Origin of the sequence: Enterobacter chuandaensis (genome assembly GCF_039718975.1) — a bacterium.
GTDB lineage: Bacteria > Pseudomonadota > Gammaproteobacteria > Enterobacterales > Enterobacteriaceae > Enterobacter > Enterobacter chuandaensis.
In genome coordinates this window covers 3,123,216-3,143,910 of the sequence record NZ_CP097173.1, presented here as the reverse complement: position 1 = coordinate 3,143,910, position 20,695 = coordinate 3,123,216, and the positions used below count along the sequence as shown (strand labels likewise).

18 protein-coding genes, 3 pseudogenes and 1 riboswitch are annotated in these 20,695 nt (G+C 54.4%); of the genes and pseudogenes, 12 read left to right on the top strand and 9 right to left on the bottom strand.

Annotation, left to right across the window (positions count from 1 at the left end; genetic code table 11):
- The first annotated feature begins 33 nt into the window (after nucleotides 1-33).
- Nucleotides 34-504, top strand: coding sequence for a DUF1456 family protein (locus MX657_RS15260; protein ID WP_080328633.1), 471 nt, complete (start codon nucleotides 34-36; stop codon nucleotides 502-504).
- Nucleotides 505-604: 100 nt separating this feature from the next.
- Here MX657_RS15260 and MX657_RS15255 read toward each other — a convergent pair whose 3' ends face one another.
- Both MX657_RS15255 and metG read right to left on the bottom strand, forming a co-directional pair.
- Entirely contained in the window at nucleotides 605-1,747 is a 1,143-nt protein-coding gene (locus MX657_RS15255) for an IS481 family transposase (protein WP_429844099.1), read from the bottom strand.
- Between the two features lie 141 nt (nucleotides 1,748-1,888).
- Nucleotides 1,889-3,922, bottom strand: a complete 2,034-nt coding sequence (gene metG, locus MX657_RS15250) for a methionine--tRNA ligase (protein ID WP_346806102.1) — start codon at nucleotides 3,920-3,922, stop codon at nucleotides 1,889-1,891.
- 137 nt (nucleotides 3,923-4,059) lie between these two features.
- Here metG and apbC point away from each other — a divergent pair, with 137 nt between their 5' ends.
- Nucleotides 4,060-5,169 carry an iron-sulfur cluster carrier protein ApbC gene (apbC, locus tag MX657_RS15245; RefSeq protein WP_346806101.1) on the top strand — a complete coding sequence of 370 codons (1,110 nt, stop codon included), beginning with the start codon at nucleotides 4,060-4,062 and terminating at the stop codon, nucleotides 5,167-5,169.
- 93 nt (nucleotides 5,170-5,262) lie between these two features.
- Here the strand turns inward: apbC and MX657_RS15240 are convergent, their stop codons facing one another.
- Nucleotides 5,263-5,742 carry a GNAT family N-acetyltransferase gene (locus tag MX657_RS15240; RefSeq protein ID WP_217479010.1) on the bottom strand — a complete coding sequence of 160 codons (480 nt, stop codon included), beginning with the start codon at nucleotides 5,740-5,742 and terminating at the stop codon, nucleotides 5,263-5,265.
- A complete protein-coding gene (locus MX657_RS15235) occupies nucleotides 5,693-6,025 on the bottom strand; it encodes an RcnB family protein (protein ID WP_008500887.1) in 333 nt (110 codons plus the stop codon). The genes MX657_RS15240 and MX657_RS15235 overlap by 50 nt, the downstream gene beginning before the upstream one ends.
- Before the next feature lie 485 nt (nucleotides 6,026-6,510).
- Between MX657_RS15235 and MX657_RS15230 the strand changes: the two are divergent.
- The 6 genes and pseudogenes from MX657_RS15230 to MX657_RS15210 all read left to right on the top strand — a co-directional run bounded on the left by MX657_RS15230 (nucleotide 6,511) and on the right by MX657_RS15210 (nucleotide 9,462).
- Nucleotides 6,511-7,508, top strand: a pseudogene (locus MX657_RS15230) (polysaccharide biosynthesis/export family protein).
- Nucleotides 7,508-7,956: pseudogene (locus MX657_RS15225) on the top strand (protein tyrosine phosphatase). Before MX657_RS15230 ends, MX657_RS15225 begins: the two co-directional pseudogenes overlap by 1 nt.
- A 73-nt stretch (nucleotides 7,957-8,029) precedes the next feature.
- Nucleotides 8,030-8,263 (top strand): annotated as a pseudogene (locus tag MX657_RS23720) (protein-tyrosine kinase); the annotation flags it as partial.
- A gap of 192 nt (nucleotides 8,264-8,455) precedes the next feature.
- Nucleotides 8,456-8,716, top strand: a complete 261-nt coding sequence (locus tag MX657_RS15220; RefSeq protein ID WP_346806100.1) for a hypothetical protein — start codon at nucleotides 8,456-8,458, stop codon at nucleotides 8,714-8,716.
- Nucleotides 8,670-8,870: a hypothetical protein gene (locus MX657_RS15215; RefSeq protein ID WP_133300903.1), complete on the top strand. Its 201-nt coding sequence runs from the start codon at nucleotides 8,670-8,672 to the stop codon at nucleotides 8,868-8,870. Before MX657_RS15220 ends, MX657_RS15215 begins: the two co-directional genes overlap by 47 nt.
- Before the next feature lie 76 nt (nucleotides 8,871-8,946).
- The gene (locus tag MX657_RS15210) at nucleotides 8,947-9,462 is read left to right on the top strand and encodes a protein disulfide oxidoreductase (protein WP_119915509.1); all 516 of its coding nucleotides are present in this window, start codon (nucleotides 8,947-8,949) and stop codon (nucleotides 9,460-9,462) included.
- A 36-nt stretch (nucleotides 9,463-9,498) separates the two neighbouring features.
- Here MX657_RS15210 and MX657_RS15205 read toward each other — a convergent pair whose 3' ends face one another.
- The 3 genes from MX657_RS15205 to MX657_RS15195 form a co-directional block, all read right to left on the bottom strand.
- A complete protein-coding gene (locus MX657_RS15205; protein WP_080328641.1) occupies nucleotides 9,499-10,965 on the bottom strand; it encodes a pyridoxal phosphate-dependent decarboxylase family protein in 1,467 nt (488 codons plus the stop codon).
- Nucleotides 10,966-10,983: 18 nt separating this feature from the next.
- On the bottom strand, nucleotides 10,984-12,360 hold the full coding sequence (locus MX657_RS15200) for a diaminobutyrate--2-oxoglutarate transaminase (protein ID WP_014884533.1): 1,377 nt from the start codon (nucleotides 12,358-12,360) through the stop codon (nucleotides 10,984-10,986).
- A gap of 344 nt (nucleotides 12,361-12,704) precedes the next feature.
- Nucleotides 12,705-13,712 carry a LacI family DNA-binding transcriptional regulator gene (locus MX657_RS15195; protein ID WP_080328642.1) on the bottom strand — a complete coding sequence of 336 codons (1,008 nt, stop codon included), beginning with the start codon at nucleotides 13,710-13,712 and terminating at the stop codon, nucleotides 12,705-12,707.
- 236 nt (nucleotides 13,713-13,948) lie between these two features.
- Here MX657_RS15195 and MX657_RS15190 point away from each other — a divergent pair, with 236 nt between their 5' ends.
- Both MX657_RS15190 and MX657_RS15185 read left to right on the top strand, forming a co-directional pair.
- On the top strand, nucleotides 13,949-15,190 hold the full coding sequence (locus tag MX657_RS15190) for an MFS transporter (protein WP_119915512.1): 1,242 nt from the start codon (nucleotides 13,949-13,951) through the stop codon (nucleotides 15,188-15,190).
- 17 nt (nucleotides 15,191-15,207) lie between these two features.
- The gene (locus MX657_RS15185) at nucleotides 15,208-16,641 is read left to right on the top strand and encodes a glycoside hydrolase family 32 protein (protein WP_346806099.1); all 1,434 of its coding nucleotides are present in this window, start codon (nucleotides 15,208-15,210) and stop codon (nucleotides 16,639-16,641) included.
- Between the two features lie 49 nt (nucleotides 16,642-16,690).
- On the opposite strand, the gene MX657_RS15180 is transcribed toward MX657_RS15185, so the two are convergent.
- A complete protein-coding gene (locus MX657_RS15180; RefSeq protein WP_346806098.1) occupies nucleotides 16,691-17,161 on the bottom strand; it encodes a hypothetical protein in 471 nt (156 codons plus the stop codon).
- Nucleotides 17,162-17,318: 157 nt separating this feature from the next.
- Nucleotides 17,319-18,338: a YadA C-terminal domain-containing protein gene (locus MX657_RS15175; protein WP_346806097.1), complete on the bottom strand. Its 1,020-nt coding sequence runs from the start codon at nucleotides 18,336-18,338 to the stop codon at nucleotides 17,319-17,321.
- Between the two features lie 645 nt (nucleotides 18,339-18,983).
- Nucleotides 18,984-19,080: riboswitch (TPP riboswitch) on the top strand.
- A 35-nt stretch (nucleotides 19,081-19,115) separates the two neighbouring features.
- Between MX657_RS15175 and thiM the strand changes: the two genes are divergently transcribed.
- Both thiM and thiD read left to right on the top strand, forming a co-directional pair.
- Nucleotides 19,116-19,886 (top strand): hydroxyethylthiazole kinase, encoded by a 771-nt coding sequence (thiM, locus tag MX657_RS15170; protein ID WP_346806096.1) that lies wholly within the window; start codon nucleotides 19,116-19,118, stop codon nucleotides 19,884-19,886.
- A complete protein-coding gene (gene thiD / locus MX657_RS15165) occupies nucleotides 19,883-20,683 on the top strand; it encodes a bifunctional hydroxymethylpyrimidine kinase/phosphomethylpyrimidine kinase (RefSeq protein ID WP_346806095.1) in 801 nt (266 codons plus the stop codon). Before thiM ends, thiD begins: the two co-directional genes overlap by 4 nt.
- Nucleotides 20,684-20,695 lie beyond the last annotated feature (12 nt).

The window sequence follows — 20,695 nt, the reverse complement described above, 5'->3', positions numbered from 1 at the left end:
CGCGCCATTGCATCATCGACATTCGAAGGCTCTATGCTAAGTAACGATATTCTTCGTAGCCTGCGCTACACCCTGAAAGCAAATAACAACGACATGGTGCGCATTCTTGCGCTGGCCGATATGGAAGCCACGTCGGCAGGTTTCGACACCTGGATGACCAAAGAAGATGAAGAGGGCTTCGTTCGTTGCCCGGACATCATTCTGTCGGGTTTCCTGAACGGCCTGATTTACGACAAGCGTGGCAAAGATCCGGCCGCGCCAGAGCTGGCGCTGGAGCGTCGGGTGAATAACAACACGGTGCTGAAAAAGCTGCGCATCGCGTTCTCGCTGAAAACGGACGATATTGTGGCGATCATGACCGAGCAAAAATACCGCGTGTCCGTGCCGGAAGTGACCGCCATGATGCGCGCGCAGGACCATAAAAATTACCGCGAGTGCGGCGACCAGTTTCTGCGTAATTTCCTGCGCGGGCTGACCCACCGGGTGCATCACCCGAAGGCGTAAATGCGGCATGGGTGCGGCATGATGCCCTCACCCCGGCCCTCTCCCACTGTACGGTCCGGGGACATGGTAGACAGGTGTTCGGGGACATGGTGAACACTTTTTAACATCCTTTACCCATGGTGATCGACTTTTTCTTCAGGTCGATCACCCCCACTTTCGTGCTGTACCACCACACTTCATAGCTGCCGTCTTCCTGCGTCTCCTTCAGCCCCACCCGTTCTCCCCTGAACGCCTTGCCTGCACTCAGGCTTACCCCTTTCACGCTCAGCTTTCCGCTGATATCCACTTTCCTGACCATCACGCCTTCATCATATTCCGGCGGCGTTACGCTCCCGCTGTACTGCCGGGCAGACGGCTGATACCGCGAGGCCGGTACCGCCATATCCAGCCCCTCATGCGGGCGTTCAAGGTTGTAGACCGTCCGCCAGTGGTCGAAGGCGCGCTGCAGCTCTCCGCTGTCCGCGAACCATTTTCCCTGCAGCACTTCCGACTTCAGGCTGCGGTGAAAACGCTCCAGCTTGCCCTGCGTCTGCGGATGGTAAGGCCGGGAATGCCCCACCCGGATACCGTGGCGCATCAGCCACAGCTCCAGCGCCGTCCAGGTACCGGTGGTGTCGCCCCACGGTGAGCCGTTGTCCATCGTCATCCGGTCCGGCAGGCCGTAGCGTTCAAACACGCTGACCAGCTGCTGCTGCACGGTCTCACGCCGTTCATCGGTACAGGGCGCCAGGCACAGGGAAAAACGGGAGTGGTCGTCCAGCAGGGTGAGCGGATGGCAGCGGCCACCGCCAAAGGGAAAGTGGCCCTTAAAATCCATCTGCCAGAGGCGGTTCGGCGCGTCGTGTTCGAAGCGTCCCGTGGCCGGAATGCCCGGTGAAACGCCCGGCAGCAGGCCATGACGGGCCATCAGGTGATGGACGGTGCTGAAGGCGGGCATGGTGTGCCCCTGGTCCTCGAGCCAGCGCTTAATCTTGCGTGCGCCCCAGCGTTCATGACGGTCATGCGCCATGCGCAGCAGGGCCGTGGTGTCGTCTGACGAGCGGTTCGGGGAGTGATGAGGTGCGCGGGAGCGGTCCTGAAGGCCGGATACGCCTTCCTGAACCCAGCGCTGAAGCCACTTGTAGCCGGTGGCAGGAGAAATGCCGTACTGACGGCAGAGGAAACGGATGTTCGCCCCGTCCTGCGAGGCGAACAAAACAAACTCGGTACGTAATGACATGGTATCTCTCGCATCCCAGGGCATAAGCGACTCCATAAACGGGTTCTTATGCATCAGTTGTAAGTGTCTACCATGTCCCCGAACAAGTGTTCACTATGTCCCCGGACCGTACACCCACAGGGAGAGGGAGAACAAAAAAGCCGGAGATTATCTCCGGCTTTTTTGTTATTTCACCTGCTGACCCGGCTTCGCGCCTTCGTCAGGGCTTAACAGGAAAATATCTTTCCCGCCAGGGCCTGCGGCCATCACCATCCCCTCTGAGATGCCGAAGCGCATTTTGCGCGGCGCCAGGTTAGCGACCATCACGGTCTGACGACCGATCAGTACCTGCGGGTCCGGGTAGGCTGAACGGATGCCGGAGAAGACATTGCGCTTCTCGCCGCCGAGATCCAGCGTCAGGCGCAGCAGCTTGTCAGAGCCTTCCACGAATTCTGCGTTTTCAATCAGCGCCACGCGCAGGTCGACTTTGGCGAAATCATCAAAGGTGATGGTTTCCTGAATCGGATCGTCCGCCAGCGGGCCGGTCACCGGTGCCGCAGCTGCCTTCACTTCTTCTTTGGATGCTTCCACCAGGGCTTCAACCTGCTTCATCTCGATGCGGTTGTACAGTGCCTTGAAGGTGTTCACCTTGTGGCCGAGCAGCGGCTGCGCCATTGCATCCCAGGTCAGTTCAGTGTTCAGGAACGCTTCAGCGCGGGCTGCCAGCTGTGGCAGAACCGGCTTCAGATAGGTCATCAGCACGCGGAACAGGTTGATGCCCATGGAGCAGATGGCCTGCAGATCGGCATCGCGACCTTCCTGTTTAGCGACAACCCACGGTGCCTGCTCGTCCACATAGCGGTTAGCCAGGTCAGCCAGCGCCATGATTTCACGCACCGCTTTACCGAACTCGCGCGTTTCCCAGGCTTCGCCAATGGTCGCCGCCGCGTCGGTAAAGGTTTGGTACAGGGCAGGGTCCACCAGTTCAGCGGCCATTACGCCGTCAAAGCGTTTGGCGATAAAGCCCGCGTTACGGGAGGCCAGGTTCACCACCTTGTTCACGATGTCCGCGTTCACGCGCTGCACGAAATCTTCCAGGTTCAGGTCGATATCGTCGATGCGGGAAGAGAGCTTCGCGGTGTAGTAGTAGCGCAGGCTGTCCGCGTCGAAGTGGTTCAGCCAGGTGCTGGCCTTGATAAATGTGCCGCGAGATTTGGACATCTTCGCGCCGTTTACCGTCACGTAGCCGTGAACGAACAGGTTGGTCGGCTTGCGGAAGTTGCTGCCTTCCAGCATGGCCGGCCAGAACAGGCTGTGGAAGTAAACGATGTCTTTACCGATGAAGTGGTACAGCTCGGCGGTAGAGTCTTTCTTCCAGTATTCGTCGAAGCTGGTGGCGTCGCCACGCTTGTCACACAGGTTCTTGAAGGAGCCCATGTAGCCGATTGGCGCGTCCAGCCAGACGTAGAAATATTTGCCCGGCGCGTTCGGGATTTCGAAGCCGAAGTACGGCGCATCGCGGGAGATATCCCACTGCTGCAGGCCGGATTCGAACCACTCCTGCATCTTGTTCGCCACCTGCTCCTGCAGCGCGCCGCTGCGGGTCCACGCCTGCAGCATTTCGCTGAAGGATGGCAGGTCGAAGAAGAAGTGCTCGGAATCACGCATCACAGGCGTGGCGCCGGATACCACGGATTTCGGCTCAATCAGTTCGGTCGGGCTGTAGGTCGCGCCGCAGACTTCGCAGTTATCGCCGTATTGATCCGGGGATTTACATTTTGGACAGGTGCCTTTGACAAAACGGTCCGGCAGGAACATGCCTTTTTCCGGATCGTACAGCTGAGAGATGGTGCGGTTTTTGATAAAACCGTTCTCTTTCAGACGGGTGTAGATCAGCTCCGACAGCTCGCGGTTTTCGTCGCTGTGCGTGGAGTGATAGTTGTCATAGCTGATGTCAAAGCCAGCAAAATCGGTCTGATGCTCCTGACTCATTTCGGCAATCATCTGCTCCGGGGAAATCCCCAGCTGCTGCGCTTTCAGCATGATCGGGGTGCCGTGGGCATCGTCCGCACAGATGAAGTTAACCTCGTGGCCGCGCATTCGCTGGTAACGGACCCAGACATCAGCCTGGATATGCTCCAGCATGTGGCCGAGGTGGATTGAGCCGTTGGCGTACGGCAGGGCGCACGTTACCAGAATTTTTTTCGCGACTTGAGTCATAGTAGGCATTACTTCTTTTAACTGTGAAAAGGGTTTTTGATATTACCAAAAGGGGCATTATTAAGTAAGCACAAACCACGGCCTTTCAGGTAAACTTGTTTGTCTAAGGTCTTATTCACAAGAACAAAGGAGTCGGGATGAGTTCTCAATCCCAGGCCAAATCACCGGAAGCCTTACGAGCAATGGTCGCCGGGACGCTGGCTAACTTTCAGCATCCAACCCTGAAGCACAATCTCACTACGCTGAAAGCGTTACACCATGTCGCATGGCTGGACGACACGCTGCACATTGAGCTGCAAATGCCGTTCGTCTGGACCAGCGCCTTTGACGCGCTGAAAGAGCAGACCAGCGCTGAGCTGCTGCGCATTACCGGCGCAAAAGCGATTGACTGGAAGCTGAGCCACAGCATCGCCACGCTGAAGCGCGTGAAAAACCAGCCTGGCGTCAACGGGGTGAAAAACATCATTGCCGTCAGTTCGGGCAAGGGCGGGGTGGGGAAATCCTCTACTGCCGTTAACCTGGCGCTGGCGCTGGCGGCGGAAGGGGCAAAGGTCGGTATTCTGGATGCCGATATCTACGGTCCGTCCATTCCAAACATGCTGGGTGCGGAAAACCAGCGTCCAACCTCGCCGGACGGCACGCATATGGCGCCGATCGTGGCGCACGGCCTGGCGACTAACTCTATCGGTTACCTGGTGACCGACGATAACGCTATGGTCTGGCGCGGCCCGATGGCCAGCAAGGCGCTGCTGCAGATGCTGCAGGAGACAATGTGGCCGGATCTGGATTATCTGGTGCTGGATATGCCGCCAGGCACCGGTGACATTCAGCTGACGCTGGCGCAAAACATTCCGGTAACGGGTGCCGTTGTGGTCACCACGCCGCAGGATATCGCGCTGATCGACGCCAAAAAAGGCATCGTGATGTTCGAGAAAGTGGAAGTGCCGGTGCTGGGTATCGTCGAGAACATGAGCATGCACATCTGCAGCAACTGTGGACACCATGAACCTATCTTCGGTACCGGCGGTGCGGAGAAGCTGGCGGCGCAGTATCACACCCAGCTACTGGGGCAGATGCCGCTGCATATTTCCCTGCGTGAAGATCTGGACAGCGGTAAACCAACGGTGGTCAGCCGTCCGGAAAGCGAGTTCGCGGAGATGTATCGCCAGCTGGCGGGGCGCGTTGCAGCCCAGCTCTACTGGCAGGGTGAAGTGATCCCGGGTGAAATCGCCTTCCGCGCGGTGTAATTCCTCTGCGCTTTAGTGCCGGGTGGCGGCTTCGCCTTGCCCGGCCTACGAAATACGGTTTTGTAGGTCAGGTAAGCGAAGCGCCACCTGACGTTACCCAAGCCGATAATGCATCAGATAGTACTCTCCCTCAGGAGAATTCCCCGTCGCCTCAATGTGCCAGCCGTGCCGCTGGTAAAACGCAATAGCCCGCGCATTCTTCACCAGACACTTGAGTGACCCCGTGCTGGTAAACGTCTTCTGTACGTGTTCAAGCAACACATGTCCGACGCCCAGGCTCTGATACTGCGGATCGACAAATAGGTTGTGCAGAAAATTATCGTTCGTCCAGACTGAGGCGAAGCCAAGTCGGTGCCCATCCTGTTCCGCCACCCAAATCTCTTCGTCCAGGGTTGCCGCGTCAAAATCTTCAAGCTGCCACGCAGAACTGTCCAGCCACGGCCAGGCTTCACGCCGGGCGTGGAGGAAGAGCGTGCGCAGGAAAGGGCGATCGCTCTCCTGCCACGGACGGATTACGATCGTATCAGCGATGATAGAAGATATCTCCATTGTAGGCTTTGTAGATTTTGCCATCGGCATCGCCAATCAGAACGTAGTTTTCACCCATGTAGGTCCAGTGGGTACCGGCATCCGGCGCCGGAAGGTTACGCAACTGGTACTGTTTGATGGTGTACTCCGGCGTTTGATACTGCGCGGGTGCGGTGTCGCCGATTTTGAACTTTGTGAAATCCGCGATGAATTCTTGTTCTTCGTAGGCCTTAATGCCCGATGGCGCAGCGGCGGTTTGCGGGGCAGAGAACGCGGAGCCCGCCAGAGACAGTAATACACCCAGAAGCAGCAGTTTACGCTTAGCCATTTTTTCTCCAGTGATATCGTTACAGATGCTTTTTGTCTGCGGGGCGCACATGACGAGGCAGACAGTCCATTTTAAGTATCAAAGCATGGTGTGTTTGATAAAAAATGTAACAAAAGTGGAGGGTTTTGGGTAGTCGATTACGGCGATGTTCATCATTACAGTGAATGCTCGCTGTGTTAGTTATTTATTATTTTTATTATTTTATTAATCTATTCTGAAAATAACTCTCGCCGTCAAAATTGGACTGTTAAGCGAATGCTTTCACGAGGGATAACATTTAATATGCGCCACCGTATAAAGTGACATTCGTTTCTGTTTCTTGCGCAATTGTGCGCTGACGTTAACTTTTTTATAAATCAGCGGGCTTGCGCTTTATGGTTTTTAGATGTCACGAAATTATTAATATAATTATATTTCATGGTGTTAGCTGGAGTTCTTTTGCGAGCTTAACGCCAGACGCAACGATTAATCAACATTTAATATAAATGAAAAATACAATTGCACTTTCACTCTTATTTTTCACGATCAGCCAGTTAACAGGGTGTGTATTTTCACCGGGTCAAAATTTAAGTCTGTCCGGGAAAAAGGTTACGCCAGCTGAAGACGTTAATTATCAGCTGGACAAACGCGTGGAGATTTTTCCTTTGACCCCGGCTTTAATTGAAAAATTGCGTCCACCCATGTCTAAATCTCAGGCAAATCCTAATCTGGATGAGCAGCTCAAAAACTGGGAATACCGTATTGGTCCGGGGGACATTCTGACGGCGACCGTCTGGGATCACCCTGAATTAACGACGCCCGCGGGGCAATACCGCAGCGCGAGCGACGCCGGCAACTGGGTCAATGCCGATGGTACGCTCTTTTATCCCTACGTTGGAAAGCTGCACGTGGCAGGAAAAACGGTGACGCAGGTGCGCCAGGAGATCACCGCGCGGCTGGATAAGGTCATTGAGAGCCCGCAGGTGGGCGTCAGCATTGCCTCCTTGACGCATGATGGCAAGGACTCGCGTCTTTCTCTCTCTGCCCTGATGCAGCATGGCGATCTGACCCAAAATAAGCTGCTTTATCCTGGCGACATCCTGTTTGTTGCCCGTAACAATGCCCTGAAAGTGTTTGTGATGGGCGAGGTGGTTAAACAGAGCACGCTTAAGATGGATCGCAGCGGCATGACGCTGGCCGAAGCTCTGGGGAATGCGGCGGCTTAAACCAGGATATGGCCGATGCAACCGGGATTTTTGTTATTCGCCTGACGTCTCAGAAAGGCGAGAAGGACAAAATCGCTAATATCTATCAGCTCAATGCAGAAGATGCCTCCGCCATGGTGCTGAGTACGGAATTCCAGCTGGAGCCGTACGACATTGTCTATGTCTCTACAGCCCCGCTTTCACGCTGGAACCGCGCGATCATCCAGCTGGTACCGACCATCAGTGGCGTACATGACCTGACCGAAACCGTCCGTTACATCAGATCGTGGCCGCAATAATGTTCAATTCCATTTTAGTGGTTTGCACCGGCAATATTTGCCGTTCACCGATTGGCGAGCGGCTGTTACGTCAGTTATTACCCTGCAAGCAGATGACCTCGGCAGGTATATTTGGGCTCGAAGGACGCCCGGGGATGCGGCAGCAAAAGAAATCGCCTCGCGCCACGGTGTTTCGCTGGAAGGTCACGTGGCGCGTAAGGTCACACGTAGTCTGTTACAAAAATCCGATTTGATTCTGGTGATGGAGCCGGAGCATCTCCGCTTTATTGCCTCTGTAGCCCCGGAGATTCGGGGGAAATCGCTGTTGTTTGGTCAGTGGCTTGAGACAAAGGACATTCCCGACCCGCATTGCAAAAGTCGGGAAGCCTTCGAATATGTTTTCGAACAGTTGGGAAAATCCAGCCAGGAATGGGCTCGTCGTTTGCGTCAACAAGGAATGAAGCAGTAATGTCGTCTCATAAATCAGACAAGTTTGGTGCCGATGTTTCTCCCGATGCCGCCCCTGAACTTTTGCTGCTCAAATCGCGGATGATTTTGGGGAGGCCGTTGACAAGTCAGGTCTCACATACAGCGCCAAACGGCACCTGTTCCCGGTCATCGGGGCGCTGCTGGAACGCGAACGTAAAGCCGGTGAACTGACCATTGGCACGCTGACTCTTCCCCTTCAGGAAGACAAGCCGCAGGAACTTTTACTGACCGTTCAGGAGCAGGGCCGATATCGACTTGAGGGCAAAAACCTGGAGGCTGATGGCGTTGTCGGGAAAACGCTTGTTAAAAACGGGGGGACGCTGCTGGTAACGTCACTGAGCGCCCAATTTGACCTCAAAACTCTCACCAGGCTTGAAGCAATTAACGCCCTCCAGCGCCGGTTTACCGTCGCGGAGCCGGCGAAACAGAGCGGAATTATTACCTTAACGCTGACGGGCGAAGATGCTGACAAAATTGCCGTGGTACTCAATACCATTGCTGAAAGTTATCTCAGCCAGAATATTGAACGTCAGGAAGCGGAAGACACCCGCAGCCTGACATTTTTGCAGGATCAACTGCCTAAAATCCGCCGCGAACTGGATGAAGCCGAAACACGGCTGAACGCCTACAGGGAGCAGTGCGATTCTGTTGATTTATCCCTTGAGGCGAAGACGATCCTCGACCAGGTTGTGAATGTTGAAAACCAGCTTAACGAACCTGCTGGTGGCCCGCTTTGGTAAAACCAGCGTTAAAGAGATCGAGAACAGCCTGAAGCGTCTGCAGCAGATGGGGGTAAAGGTGAATGGCGCGATCCTCAATGACATCGTGAAATCCGCCGCGCTCTATTACAGCTCGGGATATAGCCATTACGACTATGGTTATACCCCGGAATAAACGTGGCGCGACACTTCTTTACAGCATGACGGCCAATAGCCCGTTAAGATGACCTCCGTTGAATCGAGAGGTCATAATGGATAACCGCAAATTCAGTCGCCTGGGTCGCTGGGCGCGGGAAGGCGCCATACTTTTTGTGATGGCGCTGGCCGTCATGTGGGGCGTGGATCAGTACCGAAAACCGACTCTGCCTGCCAGTTTTAGCGCAACCCCGATGCAGAGTATCGACGGTAAGATCCACGATATCACGGCGCTCAGCCAGGAGCGCCCGCTGCTGATCTACGTCTGGGCAACCTGGTGCAGCATCTGTCGTTATACGACACCTGCGGTCGATAAGCTGGCAGAAGAGGGCGGTAACGTCGTGAGCATTGCCATGCGATCCGGTGATGATGCAAAGCTTGCCCGCTGGGCAGAAAAGAAAAGCCTGAGGATGCCGGTAATTAACGATGCAAACGGTGCCTTGTCGCAGCAGTGGCAGGTGAGCGTGACGCCGACGCTGGTGATTGTCTCGAAGGGTGATGTGGTCAGCACCACAACGGGCTGGACGAGCTACTGGGGATTAAAATTAAGGATGTGGTGGGCAGGCGTATAAAGATAACCCCTCTCCCGGCGGAAGAGGGGTTTTGTATTACTTAGCCAGAACTTCCTGCGCGGTGCGCTCAACCAGAGACAGCAGGACTTTAATATCCTCCAGCGTCACGGTTGGATTCAGCAGCGTCAGCTTCAGGCAGGTCACGCCGTTATGCTCGGTCACGCCGACGTTAGCGCGGCCAGATTCCAGCAGCGCATCACCAATTTTCTGGTTCAGCAGGGCGATGCCCGCGTCGTCCATCTGCACCTGTCCGCGGAAGCGGAACAGCACGCTTGCCAGCTGTGGCTGCATGACCAGTTCCAGAGCAGGCTGCGCTTTCACGTAGGCCGCAACCTGCTGTGCCAGCGTCACGCCGTGATCGATGATCGCCGCGTATTGCTCCTGACCCAGCGCTTCCAGGCTCATCCACAGCTTCAGTGCGTCGAAACGACGGGTGGTCTGCAGAGATTTGGACACAAGGTTAGGCACGCCCGCTTCTTCGTCGAACTCAGAGTTCAGGTAAGCCGCCTGATAGCGCATCAGCTCATAGTGACGCGCTTCTTTCAGCAGGAACGCGCCGCAGCTGATGGTCTGGAAGAACTGCTTGTGGAAGTCCAGGGTGACGGAATCCACCAGCTCGATGCCGTCCAGGTAGTGACGATACTGCTCAGACATCAGCAGCGCGCCGCCCCAGGCCGCATCAACGTGTACCCAGATGTTCTGTTTCGCGGCCAGTTCAGCGATCGCGCGCAGCGGATCGATAGCACCGGCATCGGTAGTACCTGCCGTCGCGACGATGGCCAGAATCTGCTCGCCGTTCGCGTTGCACTGTTCGATTTTCGCCGCCAGATCGGTCAGATCCATGCGGGAGAACTCGTCGGTTTTCACCTGCACCACGGACTGATAGCCCAGGCCCATCAGCGCCATGTTTTTCTGCACGGAGAAGTGCGCGTTTTCGGAGCACAGCACGCGAATTTTGCGCAGATCGCCCACCAGGCCGTCCTGCTGAACGGAGTGACCCTGACGCGCGAAGAACGCATCGCGAGCCAGCATCAGGCCCATCAGGTTGCTCTGGGTACCGCCGCTGGTGAAGACACCCGCGTCGCCAGCCTGATAACCCACGCGGGTACGCAGCCATTCGATCAGTTTGATCTCAATAATGGTTGCGGACGGGCTTTGATCCCAGGAGTCCATACTCTGGTTAGTGGCGTTGATCAGCACTTCCGCCGCCTGGCTTACCACCAGGCTTGGGCAGTGCAGGTGCGCCACGCACTGCGGGTGATGAACGGACAAGCTGTCTTTCAGGAAGAACTCGACGGCGCGTTCAATCGCCGCTTCGTTTCCCAGCCCTTTCGGGTTGAAATCCAGCTTAATACGGTCGCGCAGCTCCGCGACCGTTTTGCCCTGGTACATCTCAGGCTGTTTCAGCCACTGCATCACAGCCTGAGTGCTTTGTTCAATCGCCTGCTGGTAAGCTTCAATGCTCTGCGCAGAGGAGAACAAAATTGGGTTTGAATCAGACATCGTAATCAATAACTCCGGTTACGCCGGGCGAACGCCCGCAGCAAGCAGTGCCTGCTCAAATTTATCCAGGAAGATTTTCAGCTCTTCGTCGCTGATCAGCAGAGACGGCAGCAGGCGCAGAACGATACCGTTACGGCCGCCACGCTCCAGAATCAGACCGGCTTCGAAGCACTTCTTCTGAATCAGCGCAGACAGTTCGCCGTCGCCCGGGAAGCAGCCCATGTGGTCAGCGGCTTCGTGCGGCTTAACGATCTCAATACCGATCATCATGCCCAGACCGCGAACGTGGCCGATGACCGGATAACGTTTCGCCATCTCTTTCAGCTGGCCTTTCAGCCATTCGCCCTGTGCAGCCACTTTGCCAGCGATGTTCTGATCTTTCAGGATTTTCAGCGTCGTCAGACCGGTTGCCATCGCCAGCTGGTTGCCGCGGAAGGTGCCGGTATGGTGGCCTGGCGCCCATGCGTCGAACTGCTTTTTGATACCGAGCACGGCCAGCGGCAGACCGCCACCGACGGCTTTAGACATCACGATGATGTCTGGCTCAATGCCAGCGTGTTCGAAGGCGAAGAATTTACCGGTACGGGCAAAGCCAGCCTGAACTTCGTCGAGGATCAGCAGAATGCCGTGTTCCTGAGTCACTTTACGGATGCGCTGCAGCCACTCGGCCGGAGCCGGGTTAACGCCGCCTTCGCCCTGAACGGCTTCCAGGATCACCGCAGCAGGTTTGCGCACGCCGCTTTCAACGTCGTTAATCAGGTTATCGAAGTAGTAAGTCAGCGCTTTCACGCCCGCTTCACCACCGATACCCAGCGGGCAGCGGTACTCGTGCGGGTAAGGCATGAACTGCACTTCTGGCATCATACCGTCTACTGCTTCTTTCGGAGACAGGTTGCCGGTCACGGACAGCGCGCCGTGAGTCATACCGTGGTAACCGCCAGAGAAGCTGATGATACCGCTACGACCGGTCACTTTTTTCGCCAGCTTCAGCGCCGCTTCTACGGCGTCGGCACCGGATGGACCGGTGAACTGCAGGCAGTACTCTTTGCCCTGACCAGGCAGCAGAGAGAGCAGGTATTCAGAAAACGCGTCTTTCAGAGGCGTAGTCAGATCCAGAGTGTGTAACGGCAAGCCGCTGGTAATGACATTTTGGATGCTTTTCAGCACATCAGGATGGTTATGGCCAAGCGCAAGGGTGCCTGCGCCTGCTAAACAGTCAAGGTATTCTTTATTATCTGCATCGGTGATCCACACGCCTTCTGCTTTAGTGATCGCTAAAGGCAGTTTGCGCGGATAACTCCTGACGTTAGATTCAAACTCGGCCTGACGGGCCAGATAGGTTTCGTTGCTTTTGTGGGCATCTACGGTGTCAATACGGACTTTATCCGTCATCATATCACTCCTACAACCGCCGCTTCGTTATGAGCCACGATTGAATAAAAAGTTAAAAAACAGATGGGGGCCTGAAAAAAACGCCGCCAATATAGAGCCTTTTGTCACGGGGCTCAATGGTTAATTTGTTTACTGTTTTGTGACATGGGGCACAGGAGAGGCGATATCACCCTTTTTAAAAAGAAGATTGCACTTTATGGCGAGCAAAAACAGTTGGTTACGTGAGGTTTGGACGGGCTGTTAAATGAAAGAAAAGAGTGTGACAAATCGTGCCATTGACTGAGAAAAAAAGGAGGTATGCTGCCTTGATACCCCCTTATTTTTCCATCACCGGCAAAAAGCGGTGGTCACATGGCGTGCGCAATGGAATCACGCATTAAAAATGGACTTTCAACGCGCGTCGTTTCCCGGTGCTGTTCACCATGAATAATGTGAAGGGCGCTCAGGCGGCCAATTTCATAGTGGGGCAACTGAACCGTTGAAAGAGGGGGCTGGAACAATTCTCCAATGCCCACCATATTGTCGTAGCCGATAACCGCGACATCTTCAGGAATGCGAATCCCCTGCGCCAGCAGCGTCTGATACACCATAAACGCGATACGATCGTTGCCGCAGATAACGGAGTCAAACCGGGGGATGCCATTCTGGATGCGCGCCAGCAATGCGGACGGAATGTCACGATAATGCTCGTCTCCGGGCGCCATATAGCTGTGCTCCAGGCTGTCCGGGTCGAGCCCGGCTTCACGGCAGGCACGTTCAAGCCCCTGACGGCGTCGGGTTGTGGCCAGATGGCCCACCGGTAAATGCAGACACAGGGGCTGCCGATAGCCCTCAGCGAGTAACGCCCTGACGGCGGCGTACTGCCCCTGTTCATCATCCGGAATATAGCTGGCGACCTTTTCACCGACACTTTCACAGTTGGCCAGTACGCAGGGGAGGGTGAGCAGCTTGGCAGGAAAAGGAACCTGACGTAGCCCCATCGTGGTGTAGATAATCCCGTCTGGCCGGTGGGAGAGCAGAAGATCGACGATGGCATCCGGGTTGTCGTCAGCAAACATATTCATGACGAAGCTATTCCAGCCGTGCAGCCTGGCCGTCTCTTCAATAGACAGCGTAATCTCCACCGAGAACGGAGTCGTGACCGTATCGAGCGCCAGCACGCCAATGGTTTTAGGTGAAGCGTTTGCGCCGCGTATTTTCTTGGCGGACAGATCGGGAACGTAGCTGGTCTGCTCGATAGCCCACTGCACGCGCGCCAGCGTTTCCGGTTTAAGACGCTCCGGGCTGTTAAGCGCGCGGGAAACCGTCATCAGCGATACGTTAGCCAGCTTTGCGACGTCCTTCAGGGAAGCCATTTTCTTACTCCATTAATGCTCTGTGAGAGGGTATACAACTAAGTCGCTGATGTAAAAGGAAGGCTGATGACCAGGTTAAGTCTCGCTTACCTCACTTATGAATTTTTGATCGCGATCTCATTCTCTTGATGTTAACGTTAACTTTCGTGATTAACATCTTAAATATCACTCAAGCTGCATGAGAAAGCATAAATGTTAACGTTACCATTGTGTCATTACTCCAACATGAGAATGTCATGATGAAAACGCATCACTCTCACAGCTATCCCTTACTGAGCGCATTACTGTTTTTCTTTTTTGTCACCTGGTCATCTTCCGGTTCGTTGCTCTCTATCTGGCTCCATCAGGAAGTGGGCTTAAAAGCGGGGGATACGGGCATTATCTATGCCGTGCTTTCCGTATCCGCGCTGTTTGCACAAATCTGTTATGGATTTATTCAGGACAAACTTGGCCTGCGCAAACACCTGCTCTGGTTTCTGACCAGTCTGCTGATTCTTTCCGGCCCGGCCTTTTTGCTGTTTGGCTATCTGCTGCAGATTAACGTATTGCTGGGCAGTATTTTTGGTGGGATTTATATCGGCCTGACGTTTAACGGTGGGATTGGGGTGCTGGAATCCTATACCGAACGCGTAGCCCGTCAGAGCCAGTTTGAGTTTGGCAAGGCGAGAATGTGGGGATCGCTTGGCTGGGCGGTGGCAACCTTTTTTGCGGGGCTCCTGTTTAACATTAATCCGAAGCTGAATTTCGCTGTCGCGAGCTGTGCCGGGCTGGTGTTTTTTGTTTTGCTCGCGCGCCTCAGGGTCTCTTCCGCCCCGCACGCCATGCAGGAAGCGGTGTCCGGTGGCAAGGTCACGCTGGAGGACGCATTACGCCTGCTGACGCTGCCGCGTTTTTGGGCGCTGGTGTTTTTCGTTATCGGCACCTGCATTTACGGCGTTTACGATCAGCAGTTCCCGGTCTATTTCTCGTCACAGTTCCCGACGTTGCAGGAAGGAAACGCCATGTACGGCTATCTCAACTCCTTCCAGGTTTTTCTTGAGGCGGCGGGCATGTTTTGTGCCCCGTGGCTGGTAAACCGCCTCGGCGCGAAAAACGGCCTGATATTCGCGGGCATGGTGATGGCAATGCGTATGGTGGCATCCGGTCTGGTTGAGGGGCCGGTGCTCATCTCCATTACCAAGCTGCTGCACGCGGTTGAACTGCCCGTATTGCTGGTCTCAATCTTTAAATACAACAGCCTGCATTTTGATAAACGGCTCTCTTCCACCCTCTATCTGGTGGGCTTTGCCTGTACAAGCTCGGTGATTGCTTCGGTTCTGTCGCCGCTGGCGGGTTACAGCTATGAGAAATACGGCTTTGCCCAATCCTATCTCATTATGGGGCTATTAGTTTTCAGCACCACGCTCATCTCCATCTTCCTGTTGCGCTCGGGTAAGTCTTCTTCTGACCCGCTCATGCCGCAACCCTCCACTATCTGACTGAAAAGAGTGAATAAATGATGTATTCCATAGCCAAAGCTGAACAGGCCTTACAGGCCAAACGCGGCGATCTTAACCTGCGCTGGTATCCGCGTTACCACCTCGCCGCGCGCGCCGGCTGGATGAACGACCCGAATGGCCTGGTGTGGTTTGACGGCTGGTATCACGCGTTTTACCAGCATCATCCGTACTCGACCCAGTGGGGGCCGATGCACTGGGGCCATGCGCGCAGCAAGGATTTAGTTCGCTGGGAACATCTCCCGGTGGCGCTGGCACCGGAAGGGCCAGAAGACAAGGACGGCTGTTTTTCCGGCTCGGCGGTGGTGGATGGCGATACGCTGGCGCTGATTTATACCGGACACAAATTCCACGGCGATCCGGGTGACGAGGCTAACCTTTATCAGGTACAGTGCCTGGCAACCAGCCGTGATGGCGTCCATTTTTCGCGACAAGGAACGATCGTTGATACGCCGCCTGGGCTGCATCATTTCCGCGATCCGAAAGTGTGGCGGGAAGGGGAGCGCTGGTACATGGTTGTCGGTGCACGGGATGGCGAGACGGGCCAGGTGCGCGTTTACCGTTCTGACGATCTGCGCGAATGGCAGGATATGGGCGTGCTGGCGGTGGCTGAAAAAGAGATGGGTTACATGTGGGAATGCCCGGACTTTTTCACCCTCAACGGTAAACGCGTGCTGATGTTTTCACCTCAGGGGCTGGCTGCGGAGGGATTCAACAATCGCAATCTTTTCCAGAGCGGCTACCTGCTGGGGGAGTGGCAGCCCGGCCAACCTTTCGTGCGTGAAGGTGAGTTTGTGGAGATGGACTGCGGGCATGATTTCTATGCGCCGCAAAGCTTCCTGACGCCTGACGGACGCCGCATCGTTATCGGCTGGCTGGATATGTGGGAATCCCCCCTTCCGGAACAGCAGGATGGGTGGGCTGGCATGCTCTCTTTGCCGCGCGAACTGACGCTAAGTGCGGATAACCGCCTGCAGATGCGGCCAGCCCGAGAAGTCGAATGCCTGCGGGTGGCATGGTTCCCCTGGCCGGTGAGCACGCTCAACAATCAGCAGATCGTTCAGGTGGAAAGCTGTGATGCGATGGAGGTCATACTGCAGTGGGATTGCGTCAACAGCAGCGCGGAGCAGTACGGCATTCGCCTTGGTGACGGATTACGTCTCTACGTCGATGCGCAGATGCAGCGCCTGGTGCTGGAGCGCTATTATCCGCAGTATGGCCTGTGCGGCACCCGAAGCGTCGCGCTTAACCTGAACGACACGCTAAGCCTGCGCCTGTTCGTTGACAGCTCGTCTGTGGAAGTGTTTGTCAATGAAGGTGAGGCGTGCCTCAGCAGCCGCATTTACCCTGATGAAGGGGCGCACGAACTGGCATTGTTTGCCTGGACGGGAACGGCATCGCTTATTAATGCCGGGGCGTGGCAGCTAGAGTAATACGTTAAGGCCTGCAAATTAAAAAGGCGACAGGTGTCGCCTCTGTTTTCTATTTAATCTTTGTTGCGTAACCTTCAAACTTTCCCTCTTTACTCACCGCTAATTTGCCTTTAGCGGGATAGTAAATGAAGGTGTATAGCCCTTGTGAATAAACTTTTGCCTGAGGCTCGTTTTCATCCAGCGCGCCCAATACGCCATCGACATTTAGGATCTCGCCTTTAATCGTGATCTTCATTCCTTCCCATTTAAAGGTGTGAACCGCTTTAGCTGCCTGTGCATGTTGCTTCGCATTTTTTTTAGCCCAGATACCCGTACCCGCAGCGGCATCACGTGCGTTCGCCCATGCTGCATTTTGTGCGGCTTCATTGTAAACATTCTGGCGATTTTGCTCAGCCAGGTAGCAGGTATCTTTGCTAATACCCTGGCGCTCACATTCGGCCATGCGCTGAGCAGGTGAAGTACATGCAGAAATCAGGATGGCAGCACTAGCTATTAGTACCGCTGAGAGTGACTTTATCATTATGATGATACCTTAGATGAAATATTCGATAGAAGGAGGTTTAATAGCCGCAAATATAATAAGTCTGATACATAATACCTAACCATGCGCCAACGATAATAAGCATCAGGTACAATATTACAGAGATAACAATGTATTTTGTCATGCTGGTTATTTATTAAAAGCCGATTCCTACGCCGACTGAAGCTCCCATGTTATTTGCTGTATCATCAGAGAAGCTCACTTTACCAACCATATGTTCGTTAAAGTTAACCGACGCCCCAACCGCTAAAGCGCTTTCACCGTTGTAAGTCGCACCGCCAGCCGAGAACATCACGCGCTGATTCGTTTGCACCTGTGGTAAACCGGCCATCGCCATCGCGCCACTGATACCCGCGTTTGCTTCTTTCTTGTTATTATCGACTTCCTCACGCAGCGATCTAAATTGCTGGTTGGTGTTGTTATTCAGAGCCTGTAATGTCTGTTTGGTAGCCTGCAGTTCCTGTGCTTTGGCAGTAATAGCCTGACTATTAGTTGTGACTTTAGCTTGTGTTGCCGTGTCTACCTGCGTTCGTGTCACGGTGGTCATCACGCCATCTTTACCATTCGCTCCATCACGTCCGTTAACTCCAGCAACGCCTTGTGCGCCCGTAGAACCGGTATCGCCTTTATCGCCTTTAGCGCCATCTTTTCCATCTACGCCGTTAGTGGGTTTTGGTGTATTCTCAAGAGCTAACAGGCGGCTATCTTGCACAGCATTAACAGTTTCAATATCAGTAATTGCAGTTCCGTTAGTAAGCACGCCTTTTAACGCCACATCACCTTTTGTATTAGCGGTGTCGGCAAGAGCGCCTGCTAATTTAGCTTCCTGATCTACGTGAGAAACAGTCGTTTGAAGAGAGGAGATATCAGCGGTGTTCGTGCTGATATTATTTTTACTTACGTTGATCTCGTCTTGCATTCGTTCACGATCGCCTTGCAAGTTATAGATCTGCCCGTCTTGCGTTACGTTTTCAGCTTTCATATTATCCAGATTATAAGCGGTATTATCAGTGCCCTGAATCTGAATAAAAGTACCTGCGTTGGATACGTTATCGTTAAGGTTTACGTTTACATCTGCAGCTTTAGTTACATTTATAGAACCAGTCAAAATAACGCCGGATACAAAAAATGCAACGGCATTTTTAGCAAGTTTCATTTTAAAAGCACTCATCATTTAAAAAGTAAAAATGGGTAAGGCTAGCTATCCTGGCGTGTTGATGTAACGTCTGGTTACGCCTGATTAAAATAACGGGGTTACGTAGAATTTTGAATAAATCACTTAATTCGTAACGTGCAGTAACTATCAATTAATGCGAGTTTTTGGATATTGATCTAAATCATAAATGGCATGAATAGCCAAAGTGAGTTTTTAAGGGGTGTCGCAAAATATCTCAATGTTTACATTAACTTATAAGGTGCGTGGCCAGATGCACGTTTCGTGTTAACCCCTTGATTGAGAGGCTAAATATTTAGCGGGGTTAAACGGTTTGGGGTTCACTTTATATTTCATTCGAAATAAGATTTAATGCTTTATGAAACATAAAATAGACTAACTGAAAGCGGAAAAAAATTATGTTGGTAGAGCTATTTCTTAAACGCTGAAAAAAGTGAGTGTTTCTTGGACGTAATGTAATTGTTATAGAAAATGGTGTTGATTCAAAGGAGGGGCATAATAGTCCTGTAATTATCGCTGCTAGCCTTTTCTTTCGCACCACCGCTGCATGAAGAAAGCGAACCTCGAAAGGGCGCTTGCGTCAGCATGAAACTTCCCCTAATCTGGCAAAAAGTAAGTCAATTCTTACCAAATGACTCGGGGTGCCCTTCTTTGTGAAGGCTGAGAAATACCCGTATTACCTGATCTGGATAATGCCAGCGTAGGGAAGTCAGATGCCTTCCCGGTCATCGCTTCTTCACGCAAGGCAGGAGCGAAACCATGCAGCCTGACCTGCTCGATTTACACGTTTTACACCACTTCCGAACCCGTTCTCCACTGACCCACTGTATGACCAACGACGTCGTACAGACCTTTACGGCTAACGTTTTGCTGGCGCTGGGTGCATCCCCCGCGATGGTGATTGAGGCCGAAGAGGCTGAACAGTTCGCCGCCATCGCCGATGCGCTGCTGATTAACGTCGGCACGCTGACCTCTCCGCGAGCGCAGTCGATGCGTCGGGCGATTGAAAGCGCGGTGGCGGCAGGTAAACCCTGGACGCTGGACCCGGTTGCGGTGGGTGCCCTGACGTTCCGCACCCGCTTTTGCCATCAAATCCTGGCCCTGAAACCGGCCGCCATTCGCGGCAACGCCTCCGAAATCCTGGCCCTTGCCGGAATGAGCGCGGGCGGGCGCGGCGTTGATACCACCGACACTGCCGCCAGCGCGTTGCCTGCCGCTCAGGCGCTGGCCCGTCAGACCCATGCCATTGTGGTCGTCACCGGCGAGGTGGATTACATCACTGACGGAGAGCGGACCCGAACGGTCACGGGCGGAGACCCGTTAATGACCCGCGTGGTGGGAACCGGGTGCGCGCTTTCTGCCGTTGTGGCGGCGAGCTGCTCGCTGCCGGGCGACCGGCTGGATAACGTTGCCGCCGCCTGCGGATGGATGAAGCGTGCCGGAACGCAAGCCGTTGCGCAGTCACATGGGCCAGGCAGTTTTGCCAGCGCGTTCCTGGATGCGCTCTATACGCTGGAGGAGCAGGCATGAAACGGATTAACGCCCTCACTATCGCCGGTACCGACCCCAGCGGCGGCGCAGGTATCCAGGCTGACCTGAAAACCTTCTCCGCGCTGGGTGCCTATGGCTGCTCGGTGATTACCGCGCTGGTGGCGCAAAACACGCGCGGGGTGCAGTCGGTCTACCGTATCGAGCCGGATTTTGTCGCCGCGCAGTTGGATTCGGTATTCAGCGACGTGCGCATTGATACCACCAAAATTGGCATGCTGGCCGAAACGGATATTGTGGAAGCGGTAGCCGAGCGGCTTATACGCTATCAGGTGCAAAACGTGGTGCTGGATACCGTTATGCTGGCAAAAAGCGGCGATCCGCTGCTCTCCGTCTCCGCCGTTGAGACGCTGCGCAGTAAGTTGCTGCCGCAGGTGGCGCTCATCACGCCCAATCTGCCGGAAGCCGCCGCGCTGTTAGGCACCTCGCACGCAAAAACAGAACGTGAGATGAAAGAGCAGGGGAAAGCGCTGCTGGCGATGGGGTGCGGGGCGGTGCTGATGAAAGGCGGGCATCTGGATGATGCCGAAAGTCCGGACTGGCTTTTCACCCGTGACGGCGAACAGCGTTTTACGACCCCGCGCGTACAGACCAAAAACACCCACGGCACGGGGTGCACTCTCTCTTCCGCGCTGGCGGCGCTGCGTCCCCGGCATGACAGCTGGGCCGATACGGTGCGTGAAGCGAAAACCTGGCTCTCGGCCGCACTTGCCAAAGCCGATACTCTGGAGGTGGGTCACGGTATTGGGCCGGTTCACCATTTTCATGAATGGTGGTAAGCCTTATACTGG

What these genes read in the sequence shown, in the direction of transcription:
- MX657_RS15235 (WP_008500887.1), bottom strand. Translation starts at nt 6,025, where the DNA reads ATGGCTAAGCGTAAACTGCTGCTTCTGGGTGTATTACTGTCTCTGGCG.
- MX657_RS15255 (WP_429844099.1), bottom strand. Translation starts at nt 1,747, where the DNA reads ATGCCCTGGGATGCGAGAGATACCATGTCATTACGTACCGAGTTTGTT.
- MX657_RS15215 (WP_133300903.1), top strand. Translation starts at nt 8,670, where the DNA reads ATGTTGAAAACCAGCTTAACGAACCTGCTGGTGGCCCGCTTTGGTAAA.
- MX657_RS15205 (WP_080328641.1), bottom strand. Translation starts at nt 10,965, where the DNA reads ATGTCTGATTCAAACCCAATTTTGTTCTCCTCTGCGCAGAGCATTGAA.
- MX657_RS15185 (WP_346806099.1), top strand. Translation starts at nt 15,208, where the DNA reads ATGATGTATTCCATAGCCAAAGCTGAACAGGCCTTACAGGCCAAACGC.
- MX657_RS15240 (WP_217479010.1), bottom strand. Translation starts at nt 5,742, where the DNA reads ATGGCAAAATCTACAAAGCCTACAATGGAGATATCTTCTATCATCGCT.
- thiD (WP_346806095.1), top strand. Translation starts at nt 19,883, where the DNA reads ATGAAACGGATTAACGCCCTCACTATCGCCGGTACCGACCCCAGCGGC.
- MX657_RS15175 (WP_346806097.1), bottom strand. Translation starts at nt 18,338, where the DNA reads ATGAAACTTGCTAAAAATGCCGTTGCATTTTTTGTATCCGGCGTTATT.
- metG (WP_346806102.1), bottom strand. Translation starts at nt 3,922, where the DNA reads ATGACTCAAGTCGCGAAAAAAATTCTGGTAACGTGCGCCCTGCCGTAC.
- MX657_RS15210 (WP_119915509.1), top strand. Translation starts at nt 8,947, where the DNA reads ATGGATAACCGCAAATTCAGTCGCCTGGGTCGCTGGGCGCGGGAAGGC.
- MX657_RS15260 (WP_080328633.1), top strand. Translation starts at nt 34, where the DNA reads ATGCTAAGTAACGATATTCTTCGTAGCCTGCGCTACACCCTGAAAGCA.
- thiM (WP_346806096.1), top strand. Translation starts at nt 19,116, where the DNA reads ATGCAGCCTGACCTGCTCGATTTACACGTTTTACACCACTTCCGAACC.
- MX657_RS15200 (WP_014884533.1), bottom strand. Translation starts at nt 12,360, where the DNA reads ATGATGACGGATAAAGTCCGTATTGACACCGTAGATGCCCACAAAAGC.
- MX657_RS15190 (WP_119915512.1), top strand. Translation starts at nt 13,949, where the DNA reads ATGATGAAAACGCATCACTCTCACAGCTATCCCTTACTGAGCGCATTA.
- apbC (WP_346806101.1), top strand. Translation starts at nt 4,060, where the DNA reads ATGAGTTCTCAATCCCAGGCCAAATCACCGGAAGCCTTACGAGCAATG.
- MX657_RS15180 (WP_346806098.1), bottom strand. Translation starts at nt 17,161, where the DNA reads ATGATAAAGTCACTCTCAGCGGTACTAATAGCTAGTGCTGCCATCCTG.
- MX657_RS15195 (WP_080328642.1), bottom strand. Translation starts at nt 13,712, where the DNA reads ATGGCTTCCCTGAAGGACGTCGCAAAGCTGGCTAACGTATCGCTGATG.